The sequence below is a fragment of the Streptococcus sp. LMAG:39 genome (assembly GCF_008680485.1).
Lineage (GTDB): Bacteria > Bacillota > Bacilli > Lactobacillales > Streptococcaceae > Streptococcus > Streptococcus pasteurianus.
In genome coordinates, this window is record NZ_NALE01000001.1 from 67,291 (window position 1) to 90,484 (window position 23,194).

General features: G+C 37.2%; 22 protein-coding genes. All 22 read right to left on the bottom strand.

Annotated features, from left to right (window positions below; genetic code table 11):
* Positions 1-62 precede the first annotated feature (62 nt).
* The 22 genes from CCC20_RS00320 to CCC20_RS00425 all read right to left on the bottom strand — a co-directional run bounded on the left by CCC20_RS00320 (position 63) and on the right by CCC20_RS00425 (position 23,186).
* On the bottom strand, positions 63-1,373 hold the full coding sequence (locus tag CCC20_RS00320; protein ID WP_058692291.1) for an RsmF rRNA methyltransferase first C-terminal domain-containing protein: 1,311 nt from the start codon (positions 1,371-1,373) through the stop codon (positions 63-65).
* 937 nt (positions 1,374-2,310) lie between these two features.
* Positions 2,311-3,666, bottom strand: coding sequence for a glutathione-disulfide reductase (gene gorA / locus CCC20_RS00325; protein ID WP_069788958.1), 1,356 nt, complete (start codon positions 3,664-3,666; stop codon positions 2,311-2,313).
* A gap of 12 nt (positions 3,667-3,678) precedes the next feature.
* The gene (locus CCC20_RS00330; RefSeq protein ID WP_039695217.1) at positions 3,679-4,011 is read right to left on the bottom strand and encodes a DUF6568 family protein; all 333 of its coding nucleotides are present in this window, start codon (positions 4,009-4,011) and stop codon (positions 3,679-3,681) included.
* Between the two features lie 116 nt (positions 4,012-4,127).
* The gene (locus CCC20_RS00335; protein WP_013851862.1) at positions 4,128-4,451 is read right to left on the bottom strand and encodes a putative quinol monooxygenase; all 324 of its coding nucleotides are present in this window, start codon (positions 4,449-4,451) and stop codon (positions 4,128-4,130) included.
* Positions 4,452-4,588: 137 nt separating this feature from the next.
* Complete coding sequence (locus CCC20_RS00340; RefSeq protein WP_069788957.1) at positions 4,589-5,413, bottom strand: ZIP family metal transporter; 825 nt, start codon at positions 5,411-5,413, stop codon at positions 4,589-4,591.
* A gap of 114 nt (positions 5,414-5,527) precedes the next feature.
* Positions 5,528-6,085: a DNA-3-methyladenine glycosylase I gene (locus tag CCC20_RS00345; RefSeq protein ID WP_013851863.1), complete on the bottom strand. Its 558-nt coding sequence runs from the start codon at positions 6,083-6,085 to the stop codon at positions 5,528-5,530.
* A 17-nt stretch (positions 6,086-6,102) separates the two neighbouring features.
* Positions 6,103-6,861, bottom strand: coding sequence for an inositol monophosphatase family protein (locus tag CCC20_RS00350; protein ID WP_003064907.1), 759 nt, complete (start codon positions 6,859-6,861; stop codon positions 6,103-6,105).
* Entirely contained in the window at positions 6,851-7,126 is a 276-nt protein-coding gene (locus CCC20_RS00355) for a UPF0223 family protein (RefSeq protein WP_009854263.1), read from the bottom strand. Before CCC20_RS00355 ends, CCC20_RS00350 begins: the two co-directional genes overlap by 11 nt.
* 142 nt (positions 7,127-7,268) lie before the next feature.
* The gene (locus CCC20_RS00360) at positions 7,269-7,673 is read right to left on the bottom strand and encodes a Spx/MgsR family RNA polymerase-binding regulatory protein (RefSeq protein WP_003064911.1); all 405 of its coding nucleotides are present in this window, start codon (positions 7,671-7,673) and stop codon (positions 7,269-7,271) included.
* Positions 7,674-7,715: 42 nt separating this feature from the next.
* Positions 7,716-8,648: a bifunctional riboflavin kinase/FAD synthetase gene (locus CCC20_RS00365; protein WP_287178122.1), complete on the bottom strand. Its 933-nt coding sequence runs from the start codon at positions 8,646-8,648 to the stop codon at positions 7,716-7,718.
* A 15-nt stretch (positions 8,649-8,663) separates the two neighbouring features.
* Positions 8,664-9,542, bottom strand: coding sequence for a tRNA pseudouridine(55) synthase TruB (gene truB, locus CCC20_RS00370; protein ID WP_111718228.1), 879 nt, complete (start codon positions 9,540-9,542; stop codon positions 8,664-8,666).
* Between the two features lie 85 nt (positions 9,543-9,627).
* A complete protein-coding gene (locus CCC20_RS00375) occupies positions 9,628-10,983 on the bottom strand; it encodes a DUF438 domain-containing protein (RefSeq protein WP_270329753.1) in 1,356 nt (451 codons plus the stop codon).
* A complete protein-coding gene (locus tag CCC20_RS00380; protein ID WP_058692289.1) occupies positions 10,976-11,215 on the bottom strand; it encodes a DUF1858 domain-containing protein in 240 nt (79 codons plus the stop codon). Before CCC20_RS00380 ends, CCC20_RS00375 begins: the two co-directional genes overlap by 8 nt.
* An 82-nt stretch (positions 11,216-11,297) precedes the next feature.
* Entirely contained in the window at positions 11,298-11,729 is a 432-nt protein-coding gene (locus CCC20_RS00385; protein WP_003064922.1) for a GNAT family N-acetyltransferase, read from the bottom strand.
* 51 nt (positions 11,730-11,780) lie between these two features.
* A complete protein-coding gene (locus CCC20_RS00390) occupies positions 11,781-13,295 on the bottom strand; it encodes a DUF2130 domain-containing protein (protein ID WP_111718230.1) in 1,515 nt (504 codons plus the stop codon).
* Between the two features lie 79 nt (positions 13,296-13,374).
* On the bottom strand, positions 13,375-13,971 hold the full coding sequence (locus CCC20_RS00395; protein ID WP_003064926.1) for a restriction endonuclease subunit S domain-containing protein: 597 nt from the start codon (positions 13,969-13,971) through the stop codon (positions 13,375-13,377).
* A gap of 179 nt (positions 13,972-14,150) precedes the next feature.
* Entirely contained in the window at positions 14,151-15,542 is a 1,392-nt protein-coding gene (locus tag CCC20_RS00400) for an ABC transporter ATP-binding protein (RefSeq protein WP_013851870.1), read from the bottom strand.
* Positions 15,542-16,231, bottom strand: a complete 690-nt coding sequence (locus CCC20_RS00405) for an energy-coupling factor transporter transmembrane component T (RefSeq protein WP_013851871.1) — start codon at positions 16,229-16,231, stop codon at positions 15,542-15,544. Before CCC20_RS00405 ends, CCC20_RS00400 begins: the two co-directional genes overlap by 1 nt.
* A complete protein-coding gene (locus CCC20_RS00410; protein WP_003064929.1) occupies positions 16,231-16,815 on the bottom strand; it encodes an MptD family putative ECF transporter S component in 585 nt (194 codons plus the stop codon). The genes CCC20_RS00405 and CCC20_RS00410 overlap by 1 nt, the downstream gene beginning before the upstream one ends.
* Before the next feature lie 83 nt (positions 16,816-16,898).
* Positions 16,899-18,563 (bottom strand): ABC transporter ATP-binding protein, encoded by a 1,665-nt coding sequence (locus tag CCC20_RS00415; RefSeq protein ID WP_013851872.1) that lies wholly within the window; start codon positions 18,561-18,563, stop codon positions 16,899-16,901.
* A complete protein-coding gene (locus CCC20_RS00420) occupies positions 18,556-20,331 on the bottom strand; it encodes an ABC transporter ATP-binding protein/permease (RefSeq protein WP_013851873.1) in 1,776 nt (591 codons plus the stop codon). Before CCC20_RS00420 ends, CCC20_RS00415 begins: the two co-directional genes overlap by 8 nt.
* 212 nt (positions 20,332-20,543) lie before the next feature.
* On the bottom strand, positions 20,544-23,186 hold the full coding sequence (locus CCC20_RS00425; protein WP_247909177.1) for an FtsX-like permease family protein: 2,643 nt from the start codon (positions 23,184-23,186) through the stop codon (positions 20,544-20,546).
* Positions 23,187-23,194: the final 8 nt, after the last annotated feature.

Consider the following 23,194-nt stretch of genomic DNA (forward strand, 5'->3'; position numbering starts at 1 on the left):
ATCGAATAGGCATTTGCAAAGTGCTTTTCTCCCCATTTAACATAAATTGTATCTGTAACAGTTTAGGAATAAAAACGCAGTCGCTTAGGGAAGTGATTTTTCAGAATATTTCCAGTAATTTTGGCAAAGCCCATGCCATTGCCATTTATCACCACCAGATACCAGCCGTTTTGAATCGGTTCTTCCAATTTGACAATATTTCCAGATACATAAACCCTAAACTGTTCTATATCAATTTTCACAAACTGTTCTACGTCATCAGGTGATAATGCAAGTCCTAAAGCAAATGAAGGTTCAAATCGATTTTTCTTAAAGATACCCAGATGAAGTCCATTACGTGCGATTTTTAGTTTTCCTAAATCTGGCAGACCTTCCGGCAATAGGTAAAGATTATCTCCAAAAGTTTGTAAGATTCCTGTTAAACCAACTTTGATATGTTGTTTTGCGAAATCTTGCCAAAGTTTTAATTGAACTTTGGTAAGGTTAGATTTTACAGGCTTAACAGAACGTGCTTCTGGCATTCTTGTATCACGTAATTTTGCAACGAATTGCCCCTCTCCTTTAAAATGATGTGGGCACATGCGCGCAACTTGTGGCATGTCTATTCCTTCCACCATGCCATTTATTTTTTCGATATCAACAAGTTCCAGATAATCATACTTGTCCAAAAGCCACTTAACCACTCCTTCATTTTCTTCTGGTGACCAAGTGCATGTTGAATAAACAAGTGTTCCACCAATGGCTAACATTTTCATGGCTTCTTCTAAAATTTCTTTTTGAAGCACCGCACATTCCGCAGGATAGTCTTCATGCCAATATTGCGTGGCCGAGGAGTCTTTACGAAACATTCCCTCACCTGAACACGGTCCGTCAAAAACGATAAGGTCAAAGTAGTCTTTAAATACTTTGGAAAGTTTTTGTGAACTTTCATTAGTAACAACGACATTTCGAGCCCCAAAACGTTCAATATTTTCTACTAGAACTTTACTACGCTTGCTAGAAATTTCATTACTGACTAAGACGCCAGTATTATTCATATAGCTAAGTAAATGTGTCGATTTGCCACCTGGTGCTGCTGCCAAATCAAGTACGCGCATATTTTCCTGTGGCGCTGCAACTTGAGCAACCATTTGTGCGGCTGGTTCCTGCGAATAAACAAGCCCTGAAACATGTTCTGGAGACTTGCCAGAAACCTTGCCATAATACCCCCATGGTGTGTTAGGAATTGGGTTATCAAATGTCTGTTGAGTATTTTTTAGAGGATTCACACGAAATCCTGAGATAGCCTCTTGGTCAAATGACGCTAAAAAATCATCTGCTTCATCTCCAAAAATATTACGATATTTTTCAATAAATTTTTCAGGTAATAACATACTTATATGATAACAATTTAACATACCAATTACAACTATCGCACGGCTTTTTTAATAAAAAAGCTAAGGCAACAAACCTTAGCTTTACTGTCTTATTTAGTATTAAACTACTACCATATTAACTTGATTAAGTTGTGAAAAACTAATTCTTGCCCGATTTGATTTCGGGGAAATACTGTGCAACATATTCGAACATCAGTTGAAGTTCGTTGTCAATCATTTTCCAATATTTTTAATTGAAATGCTTTTCTGCTTTTTATTTTCTGTAATACCGATAGGTATTGAATTTCGTTCAATTGTAATGAAAGTCCGCTTGATTTTAATAACATAATGATAAAGTTGTTGAACATCATTTAAATCCATGCTAGTAAAGGGACCATAGGCTATGGGTGTTGACTAAAATAACTCCCTTTTGAAATTAGAGCCGCAATTTGCTAATTATCTTCTTTTGCCTCCACTCCGATATAACTATTATCATAGGTAATTAATCAAATAACCGTGTTGTGTCTGTCTATATTCGCAATTAGCTCTCCGTAAATGCCATACACATTAACCACAACCATTGCTCCACTGTCTGCAGATGTGTTTTCACCGTTAAAAACTTGATTTTTTGTCAATAAAGCTGTGACAGTATTATTTCTGTAATTAACAATAGCAATCACTACACCGTCGGCTAAAAAATAATCCCAATCACCAAAGTGACGATAAAATTCTGGTAATGATTTCCTTTCATCATAATCCTCCTAAATACATTTTGGAACGTGCTCCTTATTTAGGTGAACTCTGAGAAATTTTTATTTTTCATTCGATAACATAACGATTTAATTTCAAAATTGCATAAAAGAAATTACATACCAATCATTAACATACTAAAAAGCTTGAAACAATTACGTCTCAAGCTCTAATCATGGTATTACAATACTTTCCTACATCAAAACTATCTCATCGTCACAAATTCCTCTGCTCCTGTTGGGTGAATGGCTACCGTATTATCAAAATCTTCCTTGGTAGCGCCCATTTTGATAGCAACTGAGAAGCCTTGAATCATTTCATCGACGCCATAGCCGATTCCATGCAAGCCAATGATTTTTTCATCTTTTCCAAGAGTAACTAGCTTCATCTTACTTGGTTGACGATGACTGCCTAAAGCTGTGTACATTGGTGTGAAACTTGAACGATAGATTTTGATTTGTTCTTCGCCAAACTCTGCAATGGCTTTTTCTTCTGAATAGCCGATTGAACCAATTGCTGGGTGACTAAAAATAACAGTCGCTACATCTTTATAATCCATTTTAGCATTTGGTTTGTCATTGAAAAGACGCTCTGACAGCTGACGACCCGCCTTGACAGCGACTGGTGTTAATTCCAATTTACCATTGACATCACCAAGAGCGTAAATGCCGTCAACTGATGTGTTTTCGTAGTCATCAGTTTTGATAAATCCTTTATCATTAAGTTCTACACCCGTCTTTTCAAGACCAAACCCAGTAACATTTGCCTTACGACCAATTGCCCAAATAAGCGTGTCAACTGTATAAGTCTCACCATTTTCCAGAACCAATGTCAAACTATCATCATCATTCTTGATAACTTCTTTAGGAATCGAAAAAGTGTGCAACGTTGGACCATTTTCAGCCATAGCATCCACCAAAGTATCAATGATTTCCTTATCAAAAGTTCGTAGAGGACGCTCACGGCGAACAAAAAGGTGCGTTTTTGAACCGAGTGCATGCAAGACACCAGCTACTTCCATGGCAATATACCCTGCACCGACTACCGCAGTACGTTTTGGCACATCATCTAACTCAAAAAATCCGTCCGATGTTATACCGTATTGCGCCCCAGGAATATCGGGATAAAGTGCATGACCACCAGTAGCAATTAAAATATGCGGCGCTGTGTAATACGCTCCTGCCACTTCAACAGTATGTGCGTCAACGAAGGTCGCATAATCATAGACACGCTCAACACCATTATTATCAAAACCGCGTTCGTAAGAAGCATGAATACGATCAATATAGGCTTCACGATTGGCTTTCAGAGTTTTAAAATCAAAAGAAGTTTGACCAACTTGAAAACCGTATTCACTAGCGTAGGTATTTAACGTTTCAGCTACCTGTGCGCCGTACCACATGACTTTTTTAGGAACACATCCTAGATTGACACAAGTTCCACCGACTTCCTTTGCTTCAAAAAGAATGACTTTTGCGCCGTGCATAGCGGCACGATTAGCTGAAGCAATTCCGCCAGAGCCACCACCGATAACAATGTAATCATATTGTTTTACTTCCATACAGTCTCCTAATCAATGCGTTATAAAATCTAAAATAGCTTCTTCTGATAACGATGAATCGCAGACCACTTTCACATGACCTGATTTGGCTACCAAAAGCCCTGGAACTGTTGGAACATCATAAGTTGTGCGAAGCTCTTGCGTGTCTGAATCTTGATTTTCACTATTTAAGAAATGAACAGTTAATTGATTATCTTTCGCCACTTGCGTTAGTTTTGGCTCAAAACGGCGACAATATGGACAAGTCGGACGTCCGATAAAAAGAATAAAATTATCCGCAGTTTGAAGTTGTGCATTAGCCTCCTTGGCTGAAATAGGTGTAAAATAATCTGCAAATGTTGTCATAACAATACCTCCAAAAATATTACCCTTATCATATCTCATACGAATAAATTTCTCAACTTTCTGATTCGAAAATCAAAAAGAAGATTGATTTTGCCCAATCCTCTTATCACATGTCATTATTTTCGGATAAATTCACTATCGACTTTGCTATCATCAGACACGTAACGTTCTACGGTCATGTGTAAGTCGTATTTTTCTCGAAGTTCAGCTAGAGTGGTCATCATCGGTGAAGCATGATGCACATCAATGGCTTCCTGATTTTCCCAACTGTCAATTAACAAAACCGTTTCAAGATCATTTGCTGGAAAGAAATAATCATATCTCAAATTTCCTTTTTCAGCTCGAATTGCTGCTGCCGTGCCTGATTTTTCCATTTCTTCCATGAATTTTTTAGCGTTGCCATTAGTACCTTTGTAATACAAATTAACTGTAATTGCCATAAAATATCCTTTTCTAGTCTTTTTCTTTATTTTATTACATTTTGAAAACATTTCCAAATAATATACAAAAAATCAGTAAGCCCCTAGCGAATGTCCGCTAGGGGTAATCAAAATAAACTTAGCGTTCCACGACTACATTATCCCAAGGCAACGTCCATCACCATCATAATGACAAAACCAATCATAAGTCCAAGTGTGGCAATATCGGTATTACCGTTGTTTTGCGACTCTGGAATAAGTTCTTCGACAACAACAAAAATCATAGCACCAGCCGCAAAGGCAAGAGCATATGGGATGATTTGTAGCATGACAATAACAAGAGCTGCTCCTAAAACAGCACCGATAGGTTCTACAATCGCAGACATTGCTCCCATAAAGAAAGCATGCCAACGTGAACTACCGTCAGCACGAATTGGAATGGAAAGCGCCGCCCCCTCAGGAATATTTTGTAACCCAATACCAATCGCAAGTCCAATTGCTCCGATAAGAGCAGCATTCGTCATATTGCCAAATGCTAACGCTCCAAAAGTAACACCTACAGCTAAACCTTCTGGAAAATTATGAATCGTAATGGCTAAAAAGAGCAACGCTGTTTTAGACAATTTTTTCTTCGGTTGAATCCCTTCTGCCTCTGAAACATCTTTTCCCAAGTGCAAATGTGGAACAAGGGCGTCAATTAAGCGTAAACTAAAACCACCCAACAGAAAACCAATCGCTGTTGGTAACCAAGCAAGTTTACCATAGTCTGCTTGTGCGTAATCAATAGCTGGCGCTAACAAGGACCAAAAAGAAGCAGCAATCATAACTCCAGCAGCAAACCCCATCATCACATCAAGCAATTTACGACTAACTTTTGTAAAGAAAAAAACACCAGCAGAACCAAGAATGGTACATCCCCATGTAAATAATCCTGCTAACAAGGCTAACAAAACAACGTTTTGTGTCATCAGCCAATCTATCATAAAAAGTCTCCTTTATAAAATTAATAATTATTTATCTCATCAAAATCATTTCTGTGAATTTATTTCATTGTAGCAAAAAGTACCAAAAAAACCTAGTGATTTCACTAGGTTATACTATCGATAATCACAATTAACGAGATGGTCATTAACAATACCAACAGCTTGGAGGAATGAGTAGGTAATAACGGGTCCGACAAATCCAATGCCACGTTTTTTCATGTCTCTACTTAGTCTCTCTGATAAATCAGACACCGTCGGCACATCTTCTGGCGTTTTCCACTTATTATCAATCTGCTTGCCGTCTATAAAACTCCAAAGATAGGCATCAAAAGAGCCGAATTCTTTTTGAATCTCTTGCACAATTTGAGCGTTCTTTCGAACACTAAAAATCTTATTTCGGTTGCGAATCAAGCCCGAATTTGACAATAATTGTTCCAATTCGTCATCTGACATTTTAGCGCAGGTGTCAATGTCGAAATCATGAAAAGCACGGCGATAGTTTTCACGTTTGTGCATGATTGTTTTCCATGACAAGCCAACACTTGCCCCTTCTAGGCAAAGCATTTCAAATTGAAACTGGTCGTCATGTGCCACCTTACACCATTCGTTATCATGGTATTCTTCTAAAATATGGTCACCTTCGTACCATGCGCGGCATTTTCCGTCAGTCATTGACAATCCTTTCTGTATTAATCCAAATAAGTTTGAATCGTTGATAGTTTCTGCTTAGGAACAAACATCACTTTCTGGCGCGTTGCAAAATCTGGCTCTTTTCCGTCAAGCGTTAACAAAACATAGCCTAATTTCTCTCCCATGATTTTTGCCGCAGCATAATCCCATGGTTGAATATATGAGAAATAAGCTAACAATTGCCCTGTCATAACATACGCCATACTAAGACCAGCTCCGCCATAAACACGAACACCTAGCGTCTGGTCAACAAGGTCACGAATCCCACAATAATTGCATGAAAACATACTAGCATTGCAGCCAATTAAAGTTCGTTTAAGCGCCACATCTTGGTAAGGTGTAAGTCGTTTGTCGTTGGCATAAACGTCAAATTGTCCACCACCGCTATACAAGATGTCGTTAGCAACATCATAAATCAAACCAAACTGCCCTTTGCCATTTTCGTAATAAGCAATCATTACCGCAAAATTAGCCCCTTGAACAACAAAATTAACCGTACCGTCAATCGGATCTAATACCCAAACATTGCCGTCTGAAATAGGGTGATGAATATTATTTTCTTCGGCCATAATATTGTCATTAGGATAAGCTTGCTTAATCTTAGTAATTAATAATTCCTGAGTTGCCTTATCGAGATTTGTCACCAAATCATCAAAACGCGTTTTTTCTTCAATCTGCAGATCCTGAACCATATTATTTTTGATAAAATCCCCCGCAGCATGAATTAAAGCTTTAGCAAATGTAAACTTATTTTCCAAGAGAAATATATCCTTTCTCCTTAGCTTTTGCGGCTTTTACAGCTTGATAAGTTGAATAACCACTGTTTCTTTCAAATTCACGATCAATTTGCTTTTCTTGCGCCTTACTCTTCACAATGGTTTTAAAAATAGCATAGCTGTCCAAGATATCTTTTACAGAAACCTTTGTTTCATAAGCGGCTTCAACTTGATTCAAAAAATGAAGCACTGAGGCAATTTCTTCAGTGCTCCAAGACAAATCAAGAGGATAGCTGTAATTTTTCATCTTAAGATACCAAAAACTCTCAAATAACTTGAATCATCAAGTTATTAAACTAACAAAAAGCAATCTCACTTTTTGCTTTCTGACAACTTTGCAGTGCACTAGTCTAGCAAGGCCATCAGAAACTAGTTTGAGTTATTCCTTTCTATCCTTCAATTTCTGCTTTTATGGTTGCTTGACGCAATTCTTGTTTACGATAGTCTCGTGGCAGAAAGGCACGAATCTCGTCTTCGTTAAATCCGATTTGCATTCGCTTGTTATCTAAAATAATCGGACGACGCAATAATCCTGGATTTTTTGAAATCAAATCAATCAAGTTTGAAACAGATAATTCATCAACATCAACATCTAATTTTTGGAAAACTTTAGAACGTGTTGAAATAATATCTTCTGTTCCATTCTCGGTAAATGCCAAAATCGACATTAATTCTTCACGACTGAGAGGACTGGTGATAATATTATGCTCTTGAAATTTCACGTCGTGTTCGTTTAACCAAGCGCGAGCTTTTCGGCAGCTCGTACAACTTGGTGACAAAAATAAAGTAATCATATACCCACCTCTCCCATACTGTTGCTTTTATTATACAAAATTTTAAGGAACTTGGCTATCTTTTTTCCAATTTGCAGCAACTTCCTTATCAGATTTCAATTGTTCAATCAATTCATCAGCGCCTGCAAATTTTACCATATCACGGATTTTATCTAACCAGATTATTTCAACTGTCTCACCATAAATCTCATCTTTGAAATCAAAAATATTGGCTTCCAGACGTAATTCAGTACCACCAAAGGTGATATTTTTGCCAACACTTGTCATGGCACGATAAGATTTTCCGTTGACAATAACATCGGAAACATAAACGCCGTCTCCAGGTAGAAAAACGTTATCAATCGGCGCTAGGTTAGCCGTTGGAAAACCAATAGTTCGCCCACGCGCATCACCATGTACGACAATACCACGCGTACTAAAATTGTAACCTAATAAACGATTAACTTCTTTAATATTGCCATCAAAAATCAACTGACGAATCCGTGTTGAACTAATTTTTTCACCATTATCTTGAACTTCTGGCACAACGACAACGTCACCGTTGAATTGTTGCGCTAAATCAGTAGCATCTTTACGGTCGTGTCCGAATTTATAATCAAATCCGACAACAATTATCTTGGCACGCAACTGTTTGATGTAGTTTTCTAAAAAGTTTTTTGCAGAGAGTTTTGAAAAAGTTGACGTAAAATCAATCAAATACAGATAATCAACACCATATTCCGCAAACTTCTCATAGCGCTTTTCAGGCGAGGTTAAACTAAGCAATAAATCAGGCGTAAAATGTGATAGAGCAAGACGTGGAGACTCATTAAACGTTAGGACAGTTAGTGCTAAATTATCACGTTTAGCAATCTCTTTTGCTTTATCAAATAATGCCTTGTGTCCTCGATGAAGCCCATCAAAGTATCCTAATACTAACACACTATCTTTGGCATTTGTTATGTCTTTGTAATCTTTTATTCGTTGAATTTCCATTTTTTCCATTCTAAATCAGATAAATACTTTATGCGGTTTGTAAAGGTCATCTCTCGGCTCAAGAATTGCCACCAACTTATCCTCATAAAATCCCGCAAGTTGTCCATCTTTTCTATCTAAAGCAATTTTTCGTCCAAAAGAAATCTCTATTTTTTGGTCTTCGGTCAAATCAACACGTGGTAAATCCATAACGCCGTATTCGACAGGAAGAAGAAATGAAAATTCTTCCAAAGCTACCTTGTCAGCGATTTCTGCCAAAGTTAAGGCGTTTTCTAGTCGTAAACCAGCTGAAGCTTCGCGTTCCAAATACGACATATGACTAGCGTAGCCAAGTTTTTTTCCTAAATCAACTGACAACGTACGAATGTAAGTTCCTTTACTACAAGCCACTTCAAAATCAAAATAACAACAATCATCTTTAAATTCTAACGGGCTAGTGCGTTTGAAATCATAGATTGTCACATGGCGTTCAGGTCGCTCAACTGTTTGACCAGCGCGAGCATATTCATATAATCGTTTGCCATTGACTTTAACTGCTGAGTACATAGGAGGAATTTGAGTGATTTCGCCGATAAAACTTCTCAAAGCCAAGTCAACTTCTTCTACTGCTACATCACTAACTGGCGTTGTCTCAAGACGTTCACCACTAGCATCTTCCGTTGTTGTCGAATACCCTAGACAAATCTGCCCACGATAAATCTTGCCAGCTTCTGTCATGTATTCAATCACACGTGTTGCTTTACCGACAGCAATTGGCAGAACTCCAACAACGTCAGGGTCTAGCGTTCCTCCGTGACCAATTTTCTTTTCATGCAATATTTTTCGAAGCTTAAAGACTGCGTCGTGACTCGTCATTCCTGCTTCTTTTTTTAAATTAATAATTCCGTTAATCATAACCTTTATTATAACTTTTTTTACTAACAAAAGACAAGCTAAAACACCATTATGAGAGTTTTAGCTATATTCTTATCTATTCTGTTTAAATGTTGCGATTGTTATCGCTACCTAACTCAAAGAAATCTTGAATTTCTTGAACGTATTCTAAGACGCCTTGAAATTCACCATTTTCATCACGAACAGCAGCGTAGGTGACATGAACAAATTTACCGAGTTTTTCTGACTTGAACCACATCACAACTTTATCTCGTTCACCAGAGCGCAAAAGCGTAAAAATTTTCTTGACTTTATCTAAAACTTTTGGTGGATGACAAAGCTCAACATGGCGTCCAATCTGACTTGGTGTCCGTTTAAAAATCATTTCATCTGGTGCTTTACTATCGTTGTAATATTGGAAAATATCATCTTTATTGACGAAAGTGATTTCTAATGGTAAATGATTGAGAATAAGATTAGCTTGCTCAACGGATAGGTAACCGTTACCAAATGATTGTTGACTCGTACGGTCAAAACTTTGACTTTCCTTTTTAGGTGTAAAGCTAATAGTGAACTGCCATTCTGGCGTATCAATGACTTTGATCAATTGATTATCAGTTGTTGAATTTTCTTGACTATCTTCTGTTTGGTTTGTTGAATGCGCAAGGTCTTGTTTTGTATCCTCAAAATTTTCACGATGAGGCTGCCATTTAGTTGTTGGTTTAATAATCGCATAACCATAAGCATCACTTTCTTCGGCAATCGCAAGCCAATCGTCTTGAGTTAACGTTTCTAGTAAAATCATTAAGAGAATAGCTTCTTCCTTGAAAATCATTTCCTCGAATTCTTTTGCGAATGCTTCAAAGGCTGAAGAAATTTCCTCGATTGTTAGGTCAGGTAACTGCTCCACAGCAGTTTGCGCTTTTTCAAAAAGTGCTCTAATGTTATCATCAACACTCCACATGACTTTTGGCGGTGCATCATGCCCATATCGTTCCATCACTGGGAAAAAGAGGTTTTCTTTACGATTATAATGATTCTGGAATTGCCCTAAAAGACTCATCTGATGCTTCAATCCACGAATCAAATCTGGATGAAATTCCTCGTTTTCAGCTTTTTCATAATTTTCGATAATACGACGAATGCGTAACATGGCAGCACGCAAAGCAAGATTTTCTTGTTTAAAAACATAGACTGGATGCCCTTCTTGCTCCGCATCTGGCACATCAACATCTGAGATAGCACCTTTAAAAAGATTAGCATGGACATTGCACAAGCTCATGACATCCTCAAAAGTAATGCCAGTATCAGTTCCCATTAGCTCATGTTCCATCATTGAGATTTCCAAGGCTGACACACCTGTAAAATGCTGGTCAAAATCCTCTTGAACAGACTTAGCATCAGCACCATGATGCAAACGTAACAGAATATCTTTTAGTATTTCAATACGATTTTCAGTCATAACTGCCTCCAATCACCTCATAACCATTTAATTCAAGTGTTCGTTGAACTTTTTCAAGTGAAATATTAGCTAACTTTGCACCAGCTTTTAGAGACGTTACTTTCCCAACTGTGTTTAGCATGGCAGGTTTTGACAATGGCTTAAACCCCAAATCTACCAAAATCTCCTTCACTTCTGGGTGTTCCTTAATCGTCTCAGCGACTGGTTTTGATAAATCTATAATATTGTTCATAATAATTACCTCAATATTTGATAGCTTTATTATAACACATCAGAAAAGTGACAATAATTTTGAATCTACTGACAAATTAACATTATTTTAGATAGAGAGAATAGCCACGACTAGCTTGCTTGAAACCATAATTTTCATAAAAACGATGAGCTATTTGTCGTTCTAAAGTATCCCCACTATTTAGCGCTAAAGCGTGAATATTTTCAGATAGTGCACAATTTTTGACAGTATCTATCAAGGCTGTCGCAACACCCTTACGGCGATAGTTTTGTAATACTGCCAGAATAAGAATACGATAGTAGGCACCTTCATTTTCAAAAAATAACATTTTAGCATAACCAATCATCCCAATGATTTCATTGTCATCAACCGCGACTAAAAGATGGTAATCAGGATGAGAAAGAACTGTTTTTAATCGTCTAACCAATTCAGCTTCCTTGACAGGATAGCCAAGTTCAGCATAAAGAGGGGATAACTTTTCAATATCTAATAGTTGAGCAGGTCTAATAATCATTTTCAGTCCTCACACATTTCAGGAAAAGAAACAACACCACATTGAAAGATCCTATTCTTCTTTTAATGCTTCAAATTTGGCACGCATGGTTGGATTTTTTCGTGTTAATTTTTTGACGGAAACATCGTCTAATTTATTGTTAGCAAGGCGGAGCTGATTTTCACTAGTTGTCAAGAAACGCTTAACTTCTTCCATGCGGCGGATTGATTTATCAATTTCATCAATGGCTTTTTTGAAGTTATTACTTGCTGAAGTATAGTTCTTAGCAAAAGCGTTTTTGAAGGTTTCAAGGTCATCTTCAAAGTGTGTGATATCAATATTTTGTTCACGTACCAAAGCTAACTCTTGCTTGTATTTGAGTGAGTTGAGCGCAGCATTTCGCAAAATACCAATCAACTGAATGAATAGTTGCGGACGGACAACGTACATTTTTTCATACTCATGACTAACGTCAACAATACCAGTATTAAAGTAATCATTGTCTGCTTCTAGCATGGTTACTAAAACGGCATACTCACAATTTTTCTCGCGACGGTCTTTGTCTAATTCTTTATAGAAATCTCTATTTTTGTGCTTCGCTTTTGTTTCATCAGCTTCATTTTTCATCTCAAACATGATGGATAGTATTTCAATACCATTTTCGTCCGTTTCACGATAAATGAAATCCCCTTTTGAACCACGACTTGATACTTCATTGTCTTTACCGAAAGTGGCATTTGGAAAAGCGTAAGCCCGAACCTTATTAAACTCCGTTTCAGCATAGACTTCTAAACTTTCTCCGATAGCTTTTGTAGATTGTTGCGCTTTGAAATTTTTGTAAAATTCCACCTGCTCGTTAGCCGCTTTTAGTTGCGCTTCATAGTCACTCTTGACAGAAGCTAAGGATAATTCTGCTTCTTTTTCTTGAAGAGCTAATTTTGATTTGGCATCATCACGTTCTTTTTCAACAGCCGCAACGGCTTCAACTAGACTGTTTTTGTTTTCAAGTGATAAACGTTCCAGTTGATTTTGAACCTCAACCAATTCCTTATCTTTCTTAGATAACGCTTGACTTAGTTCTAGCTCTTTTACGGAAGATAAATTTTCTAATTGTGCTTTAAGTTCTGTGATTTCTGTTTCTTTTTTACTAAGAGCTTGCTGATTTTCTAAGGTAAAAGATTGTTTTAACTGCTCGATTTGAGCGGATAAATCTGACAATTCCTTATCTTTTTCGGTCAACGCTTGTGTCAATTCAAGGTCTTTTACGGAAGTTAAGTTTTCCAATTGTACTTTCAACTCAGCGATTTCTTGCTCTTTTTGACTTAGAAGGCGTTGGTTTTCTAAGGCTAGTGTCTGTTTTAGCTGTTCTAGCTGCGTGGTTAGCTCGCTGATTTCTTTATCTTTCGCGCTAGCTTGGGTCTGCAAATCGTTTTTTGATTTTTCTTCTAGCAAAGCCTTTTCTTTTTCAAGACGGTCGTGGATTTCTTTGTCAAATTCATTGCTACGGACTTGTGCTAAAAGCTGACTATACTCTGTCTCATTGATTGTAAAAACAGTTCCGCAATGCGGGCATTTAATATTATTCATAAATTCCTCACTTGAATTTTCTAATATCACCATTATAGCAAAAAAGAAGCTCGATTAGCTTCTTTTACTTATACCTATATTAAAATAAGTTTTTTTCAACCTCGCTACGAATACGTTGCCATTCTTGTTTTGCTCTGGCTAGTTTACGTTTATAGTCTTTCAAACCTTGTTCGTATCCTTGAATTAAGTAAGCTTGGCGAATAACAGGAATCTTTGGTATTTCAATACTGATAATTTTTTGAGTATTTAAATTCATCACATTCTTACCAGTATTTGTCTCATCCAGTAGTGCTTGTCCTAAATCAGATGCCAAAAACAGTCTGATATAACCACCTGAAATATCGCTGGTAGGACGTAAAACAGTAATGTTAGCCGAAGCAATTACTGGTTCGTCTTGTTCAGCAAAAACAGCAATTTTTTTCACTGTACCTTTAGAAGCGATTAACACATCTCCTTCTTGCAACAGATAACGTGAGACACTTTTTTCATCACAATCAATTTTCTTTAAATGAACATAGTCAATCCCCGTGTCGTCCATGTCGCTTAAATTAATTACAGAAATATTGCCACCATCTCCTAATTTTGAAACTGCCTTACCTTTAAAATGTTCTGTAATCTCCTTTAAAGGAATCTTAGCAATCTTATTTGATTTGTAATTTTCAACAAGTCCGTTCATAGCTATCTCCTTTATATTTTAGTATTATAATACTAAAACTATTTTTTGACAAGTAAAACGGTCTATCCCTAGACCGTTTTTAATTAGATTAACAACAAGAAACCAAAATTTGCAGAGGAATCTTTTTCTACAAAACCATTGACCCCAAGCCTCTATTAGTGACTTTATTTGCCACTATCTTATTCATTCGAAATATATTTTGCAAAATCTAGTTGATAGTCACAAACAGTCGTGACTAATTCTTTATCGTGTGTGATAACAAGAACGATTTTTCCTGCTGCTTTTAACTCTTGCAAAAGTTTCCCAACAGCTAACATATGCTCGTAATCAAGACCGCTTGTTGGCTCATCAAAGATAAAAATTTTCTTATCCGATAGCAAAGCATTTCCAATAAGAACACGTTGTTGTTCACCGCCTGATAAAGATAGCGGATGGCGTTGTAACAAGTCTTGCAAACCTAAATTATCAGCAATTTTTTGATAATCCTTTTTCTGCTGATTACCAAGAAGCAACTCTTTTTTAACACTATCTGAAAAGAGTTGAAGGGAGATTTCTTGCATAACGTAAGCTGTCTCTTTAAGACGTTCTTTTTCTGAAAGGGGACGTCCCGCAAGAGAAATAATGCCATTTGATTTATTTAAACCAGAAAGAAGCTTTGCAAAACTCGATTTTCCAAGACCATTTTGCCCAAGAATAGCTATTATTTTCCCAACTGGAAAAGCTAAATGACTTATAGCCCCCAAAGATTTTTTCCCTGCTGTCAGCGTAAGCTCGTGTACCCGAAGGTCATTTTGAGCAGGCACTTCTGGTAATGTTTGACTAGCAAAAGAAAGGTTTTCGCCACTGCGTAAACCAAGCTGATGTCGGTTATCTTCGCTTAGGGCTAGCCACTCCTTACGTGACCAAGTATGAGTCACCTCACCATTTTCAAAGTACAGATAGGTATCACCTAAATCTTTTAAGAAATCTAGACGGTGCTCAGCTATCACAATCGTCACTCCGAGTGCTTTTAAAGCTTTAAGATGTGATTTTAACCTTTCAACGCTTGTTTGGTCTAAATTGGCACTAGGCTCATCTAGTATCAAAAGTTGAGGATTTTGCATGTTAGCTGTCGCAATGGCAACACGCTGCTGCTCCCCACCTGAAGCGTTTAGTAAATCATAATTCAACAACTGTTCAAGATTAAATAAGTCGGTTATTTGCTTTAGACGGCTTTGGATGTCAGCTTGAGCAATCCCTTGGTTTTCACAAGGAAAAACTAGCTCGTGTTCAACTTTGCGGTGGAAAAACTGTGTGGCAGGATTTTGAAATACAGAGGCGATTTTTTGCGACATTTCTTCGACAGAATTTTGCCCTGGTTGCATGCCAACAACTTGAATGTCTCCTTCTAATTTACCTTGATAGTATTCGGGTACTAAACCATTCAATAATCTTGCAAAGGTTGTCTTACCACTACCGCTTTTTCCACAGAGCACCAAACATTCCCCCTTAGCAACTTGGAGAGAATCGATTTTCAGACTTAATTTCTTACTATTCAAATAAGTGAATTTAAGATTTTTAACGGAAATCATCACAATGTCACCCCCGTTATGAGAGCTAATACGAAAATAACCATAAAGCCATAGGCAGCATAATCCACTAAGCCAAATCGATAAGTCATGTAGGACGTTTTTCTTTTTTGACTAGCAACACCTTTTGTCATACTAGCGATTGTCAAATCTTGTGCGATACGAGTAGCATTCATCAGCAAAGGCACTAAAATATATTCAAAAAACATCAGTGGATGACGAATAATCATCCAACGACTCGTAAAAATTCCTCTGATTTTTAGGCTATCATAAATCATTCGGTAATGCTCTTTTATCGTTGGTAAAAAGCGCATCATGACGGCAATAGCAATTAAAAGCCCTTCTGGCATATGCCATGTACGCATAGCGACGATAAATTCATGCACCGAACCTTTTAAAATACTACCACCAATCATAAAACAAGGTAAAAATCTACGTCCACCAACTAGAAACAAAGCAATATAAGACGTCACATACTCTGGCGATAATAAATAATCTTCTAAAATAATCAATGCTAAGAACGAAATAACATAATATAGCGCTCTTTTTCGGTCACCTTCCAGAAAAAACAATAGCCCTAAGCCAATCATTAAAAGGCATTCATAGCCATCAGAAATATGAAGCAACAGTAAAATATTGGTAAAAAAAAGTAAGATTATTTTAGTACGAACATCAATAGTAACTGCATTCATTACTCTACCATACCAGCTTTATTAAAGTGTTTTTTCAGCATATATTGTCCAAATAAACCGCCAAGTAAACCACCGATAATGATAGTTAAAGAAAGCCAAGCAACGTTTGAAAAATCAGAATTAACCATTACTTCATTGATGTAACTCGTGTCTTTTCCAATCGCAACCAAATGTTCAATATAAGTGTCTCGAACAACCCACATCATAATGACAGGACCTAAGTTTCCGAATGAAAAGACAATATAAGAAATCAAATTGTAAAGTTTATTTTTATATTTACCAAATTTTGCAATGATATCCGCTAAAATACCGCTAATTAAATTTGGAAGAAATGAAAAAGCGAAATGTCCTGACATAAAGAAGAAAACGGAAATAACAGCTGACATTAGTATTAAACAACCAAATTTCTTTGTTTTAGCAATTAAGAGCATGTAAACTGTTCCTGCCAATAAAGCAATGAAAGCTGGCGCATATTTCATATTTGCACTATACGCTAAGAAAACAGATAATAATGTTCCTAAACATAGAAAAACAAAATAAAGTGCTGTATAAATTCCTGTTGTAATAATATCTTTAGTTTTCAAAATAACTCCAATCTATATAAGCTGTCTCGTTTTAAGATAGAATTTTTAAATCTAGTATTAAAATACCAACACACATTCATATGTTATATCTGGGTCAAGTTTTCATTTTCAACTTTGTAAATAACATCGCTAGCTGCTACTGTACTCAAACGATGAGAAATAAGGAAAACATAACCTTTACAATGTTCACGAACAACTTGTAAAAATGCTGCCTCGTTAAGTGAATCGAGGTTACTTGTTGGTTCATCAAAAATGTAACAATCAGCATCTTTTAGTAAAGCTCGTGTCAACTCTAAACGTTGTAATTCACCTGCTGAAAATAGCGTTTGCTCGCTGTTTAAGAGCGTATCTAACCCATCCTTAGTTGACAAAATCTTGTCTTTAATGCGACATTTTGCTGCCGTTTCTAAAATCATGTCATCTGTAATATCTGGATTGCCAAGCGTCAAATTCTCACGAATACTTTGGCTGAATACTTGAGGAATTTGTGGAATATAGGCAATACGATTTTGAATATCACGTGCTGCCAGAGTTGAAAGTGGCTTATGATTCACTAAAATTTGTCCTTTAGTATTATCATACCATCTCATGACAAGCTTCATCAGAGTGGATTTACCAGAACCAGATTGTCCAACTAAACCAATGATTTTATGATTTTCAAAGGCAACTGACAGGTGATTAAAAATGCTTTGATTACGATTCTCATACGCAAACGAAACATCTTCCAAGACAATACTATCTATTGTTTCATCAAAGGTTTGACCTGATTTATCAAATTCTTTCTCATCTAATAGTTCAAAAACTTGACGAGCTGCTGTCATCGCCCGTTTAAAGCCAAGTGGCAGGCGACTCAATTCCAAATATGGCGCAAATGATGTTGAAAAGACAACAATAATTGTTGTTGCAGAAACAAGAGAAATTTGTCCTTGGTTTGCTTGTGAGATAGCCAAAACTGCTACTAGCATGATAGCTAATCCAATTACTAGAAATGATAGACTTGCTTGCAGGTGCTGTGCTTGTGCCACCTCTTTTTCACGCGCATTAACCGATTCGCTTTCTTTATTTAAGTGTTCCAAGTCTGATTTAATTTGCCCAAACTGCAGCAATTCTTTCATGCCATGCAAACTATCCGAAAAATGAGACATATAAGCTTTGCGTGTTTGTGACTGCTTCTGCAATAATGGTTGTAACTGTCGTGCTTGTGCTCGTGGTAGGAAAATCGCTAAAATCGCATAAACCAATAAACTAATCACAGCAATCACAGGTGAAACTGACCAGTAATAAACCGCTAAAATAATCGTTACTAGACTGGCTGTCATTACTGGTGGAAGGGTGTGAGCAAAGAAAACTTCCATGGCTTCAATATCTTCACCAATCATTTTTAGCATGTTTCCGCTATCTTGTTGATCCAATTTTGTTGGTGCTAAACGACGTAGTTTTGCAAAAACCATGCATCTAAAATCGTAAAGTGTTTTAAAGGCGACATAATGCCCAAAAAAGTGCTCAATGTAGCGTAAAATACCCCGCATGAGCCCCAAGGCAAACAAGATAACCACAAAAGAAAAGTGCGGTGCCTGACCTTCTAAAGCTTGCCAAGCTAGCCGAATGACTAAACTTGGAATAAGAATGGTCATCAAAAATCCCAAAACAGCTCCGCCAACTGCTAAAACATATTGTAGCCATAAGCCTTCAACCAAATTTGCAAGACGTTTAACAAGTGTTTTTGTTGATAATTCTTTACTAGCCATGTAAAATCGCCTCCAATTCTTCTTGAGTTGACACGAGTTTTTTAAATTCCGCATTAGTTGTTAATAATGCTTCTGGTCGCCCAAGTGAAATGGTGCGCTTGCTATCAATAAAAAGAACTTGCTCTGCTTGTAAAACTTGCTTCATTTTATGTGAGATAACCAAAACAATGGCATTCTGAGCAGTTAATTTAATGTAGTCATAAAGCAATTGCTCGTTTTCACTATCAATACTTGATGTCATTTCATCAAAAATATAGATAGGGCGTTTAGCAAGGAGAGCACGAGCACAAATAATTTGTTGACGTTGACCTGGTGACAAAAGATTTCCATTCTCTCCGACTACAGTTTGCAATCCTTCTGGTAAGTCTTGTAAGAAAGTCATGAGGTGACGTTGATTCAACCAAGTCAGCAACTGCGCCTGAGACATATCTGTCGCTAGAGCAAGATTCTCATAGATTGTTCCATTAAATAGATATGATTCTGGTGATACGTACATCACACTTTCTTTGACAGCATCTAAATTAACATCCACTAAATCTTGCTGACCAAAGAAAATCTTTCCTTCTGACACCGATAATTGCTTTTGAAGAAGTTTCGCAATAGTCGTCTTCCCACGACCACTTTCACCAGCGACAGCAAAAATTTTCCCTTTAGGAATTGTAAATGACAAGTTCGATAAAATCTTAGTATTGTCATACGAAAAGCTGACATTATCAAAACGAATTTCTTTAATATCAGTTGGTAGCGATGCTTTGTTCTCTTGAGAATCATCTACCGCTGCGCTATCTAAAAAAGTGTAAATGCGGTCAGCCATTTTAGTATTCATCATTACCAAGTGCATACCATAGCCCATTTCACGAATTGGTGCAAAAAATTCGGTTGCAATGAGAACGAAGAAAATCAAACTAAACAATGAAAGATGACTGTGTGATAGTGAAACGGCTGCTGCAAATCCTGAAACCCCGACACCAATGTACATGACACCGTCCATATAACCAACAGATTGCAATTGAAATTTCAACAATTCCATGGTTGATCGACGAAATTCTTCCGCTTTTTCAACAAATGTCTTTGCATAGCGTTCGTCAACATCATAGGTGTAAAGAGTATTCATTCCCTTTAAATCATCCATAAAAAGATTACCAACGTCCATATAAGTCGCCCAATAATGGTTCATAATCTTTTTAGAACGCTTTTGCATCAAAATAATAGACACAGGAATAAACGGTAGGCTGACTAGAAAAATCAGGCCTCCAATAGGATAGATAAACGCAACTAATAATAGAACCGTTGCACAGTTAAAGTAAGCTCTTAACGAAATTGTTAAGTAGTGGTTGAAATAAGTGTCTAAGGTGTCAATCCCTTGCGATGCCACATTCATGATATCAGCAACAGAAAAGTCCTTGTCGTCAAATTCACCGCCATGATTTTGAAACGCTTCAAAAAAAGCTCCTTTTAAATGATTACGAGCATATTGTGAAGCTGTTCCTTGATAATTTTTAGCTAGCAAGGATACGGCAAAACCGATAGCGCTTAGTATCAATAGCTGGCAAATAAGAGTAATGAGTGAGATTTCCTCACCTTTATATAAGTGCTCTACACTTTTCGCAATCAGGAAAAATGAGAGAATACGCATTAAGAATTGTATCCACGACAAGACTGCCGCGATATAAAGATCGCGTTTATGCGGACCGACTTCTGACTTCAAGCGACGAAGCAACCTCTTCCGCCGTTCGCGCGATATACGCTTTTGTTGATTCTCAGCCATAACAGCTCCTTTCTGATAAACAGAGCCACTCGGACATTAAGAAATTAGGAGGACTATTTATCTGACGTTTGTCGCCCAATCTTAAAAAGTCCTCAGCTCATCATCATATGATTTTTAACCATATGTTCGTCATTATACCATAAAAACGCTTTAGAATTAATAAATTATTCACAAATTTTACAAAGAAAAAACAGGCAAAAGCCTGTTTAGTACTAATCTACTGATTTCAACGCTTCTAGCATATCAACTGTTTTTAGGATATGGTTAACGAGCCAACCTAATGCTAATAGAATGATGACAATAACAGCAATTGGTATAGCGTAAACATCCCAACCAACAGCTGTGCCAAACATAATATTATCCGAACCAATCATTCCCATAATCACTTGGTGAAGGTATTTCCCGCCAATTAAGCCGACAATGATACCAATTAAGGATAGGCTGATTGTTTCACGATAAATGTACATTGTCACTTCTTTGTCATAGAAACCAAGAACCTTAATAGTTGAAAGTTCACGAATCCGCTCTGCAACATTGATATTCGTCAAATTATAGAGAATAACCACGGCAAGCAAGATAGAGACCACGATTAAGATTGTCATGGCACCGTTTAAAGAGGCAACGACAGATTTAACCGTTTTAACTAGCGATGAATTTTGGCTAACAGCTGAAACACCAGACATGGCAAGTAATTTCGTTGAGAGCTTTTCAATATTACTGCTAGAATCATTTTTCAACGTTACCAAGTAAGCATTATCATCAGGTGTTTCTCCGAAAATCTTTTGATAAACTTTCTGTGACATAAAGAGATAATGCCCGACATTCATTTCAGCTACTGCAGCGACTTTCACGGTATGCTTTTTACCATCACTGTCTTTCAATGTAAAACTGTCGCCAGCCTCCACATGATAAAGCGAAGCTAATTTTTCTGATATGATAATACCATCATCAGATAAGGTCAGACTATCGCCACTCGAAGCATCTTTCAAATGAATAAAATCACCAAAATCATCACCGCTGCTGACCATAATTGATACGGTCTGTTTATCGCTTAAACCTGAAATTGTTTCTGATAAAGTCATAAAATAGATACTTTGGTATTGCGATACTTTATTTGAATCCATGAAATCTTTGACTTCTTGATTTTCACTACTGCTGTTATCATCGTTTTTAACGACAATCATGTCATACGGCATTAAATTAGTGAACTGATTTTCGATAACATTTCCTAAGGATGAGCGAATCCCAAGTCCTGCAAAAAGCAGAGCGACCGAACCAGCAACCCCAAAAATCGTCATCAACATTCGTTGCTTGTAACGGAAGATATTGCGCGCAGTAACTTTATGCGTGAATGATAAACGACGCCAGATAACTCCAATACGTTCCAAGAAAATTTTAGAACCTTTGATAGGTGGCTTAGGTAGCAACAGCTGTGCTGGTTTTTCACTTAGTTCATTTTTGGCAATGAGAAAGGCAGGTAAAACCGCACTAATCAAGGCTAAGACTAGGGCAATCGCTGTGTAGTTCCAATAGAAATAAAGATGAGTCTCACCAAGTGTCGTATCACTGGTTACAATCTGTGCGATAATGCGTGATAACAAATAGTGCCCAGCAACTATTCCAAGAACAGTTCCAATCATGCTGGCAACGAAACCATAAATAACAAATTTCTTAATAACGTCAGAATTCCTATAACCAAGCGCCTTGAGAATTCCAGAATTGGTACGTTCTTCATCAACAAAACGGGTCATTGTGGTAAATGTCACCAGCGCAGCGACGACATAAAGCACGACAGGAAAGATATTCCCAATGCTGCTAATACTTGACGTACTAGATTCATAAGTCTGATAACCTTCTCCCCCTGGTAATGTCGAGCGTGTGTATGACGTATAAATCGGCTCTGTCATGGCATCAATTTTAGCTTGCGCTTCTTGAATTTCGCTTTCGCTCTCTGTAATTTCAGCTTGTGCTTGGTCAATTGAACTTTGTGCGGCAGCTTGTTGTTCAGCAGACAAACTAGCAAGAGCCGACTCCTGCGCAGCCAATTGCGCTTTAGCGCTATCAACCTTTTCCTGATTAGCATCTACTTCTGCTTGTGCATCTGATTTTAGACTTGCCAAACGTTGCTCAGCATTATCAGAGAGTAAATCATCTAATTCATCTTGCTTATCTGCAACTTTTTGCTTATAACTTTCTGAAAATGGATTTAACGTTTTTAAATTGTCGTAACGAATGCGAGCAATCGTGTAAGTATCTGTGTCAAAAGCCGATTCTGTAACGACAGCATAATTTGACAAAGAACCGTCACCAGCCGTCGAAGAACCCAAGCTTGTCGTTGACAAAATTTCAGATGAATTCACAAAACCAACGACTTTATAGGTAGTATTTTTTAAAATTCCATCCTCATCTGATTGCGTAAAGCTAATCGTATTGCCGACTTTATAATCATCTTTCATCGTTGAGGCAAGCGCAATTTCATCAGATGATTTTGGAAACCTTCCTGATACAAGTTCGTAGGTAGAAATGCTTGTGCTTTTTGAAAATACACGAATAGCATCATCGGTATTCTTAACGGTAACATCTGTCAGATAACCATATTCAACATCGGCATTTTTAATACTATCTAGTTCTTCTTTGTCATCATCACTAAAGCCGTAACTTGCAATGACAGACAAGTCCATTGTATTATGTTTTTTCAAATATTGGCTAGCAGTTGCCTGCATGTCAGGTCCAGTTACTTTCAAACCAACGAAAGCAAACGCACCCAACATCATCAAAAGCATAATGGATAAAAAACGTCCCTTTGAACTGCCAAATGATTTTCGGATATCTTTCCAATAAGTCTTTTTCGCCATCTTCTCCA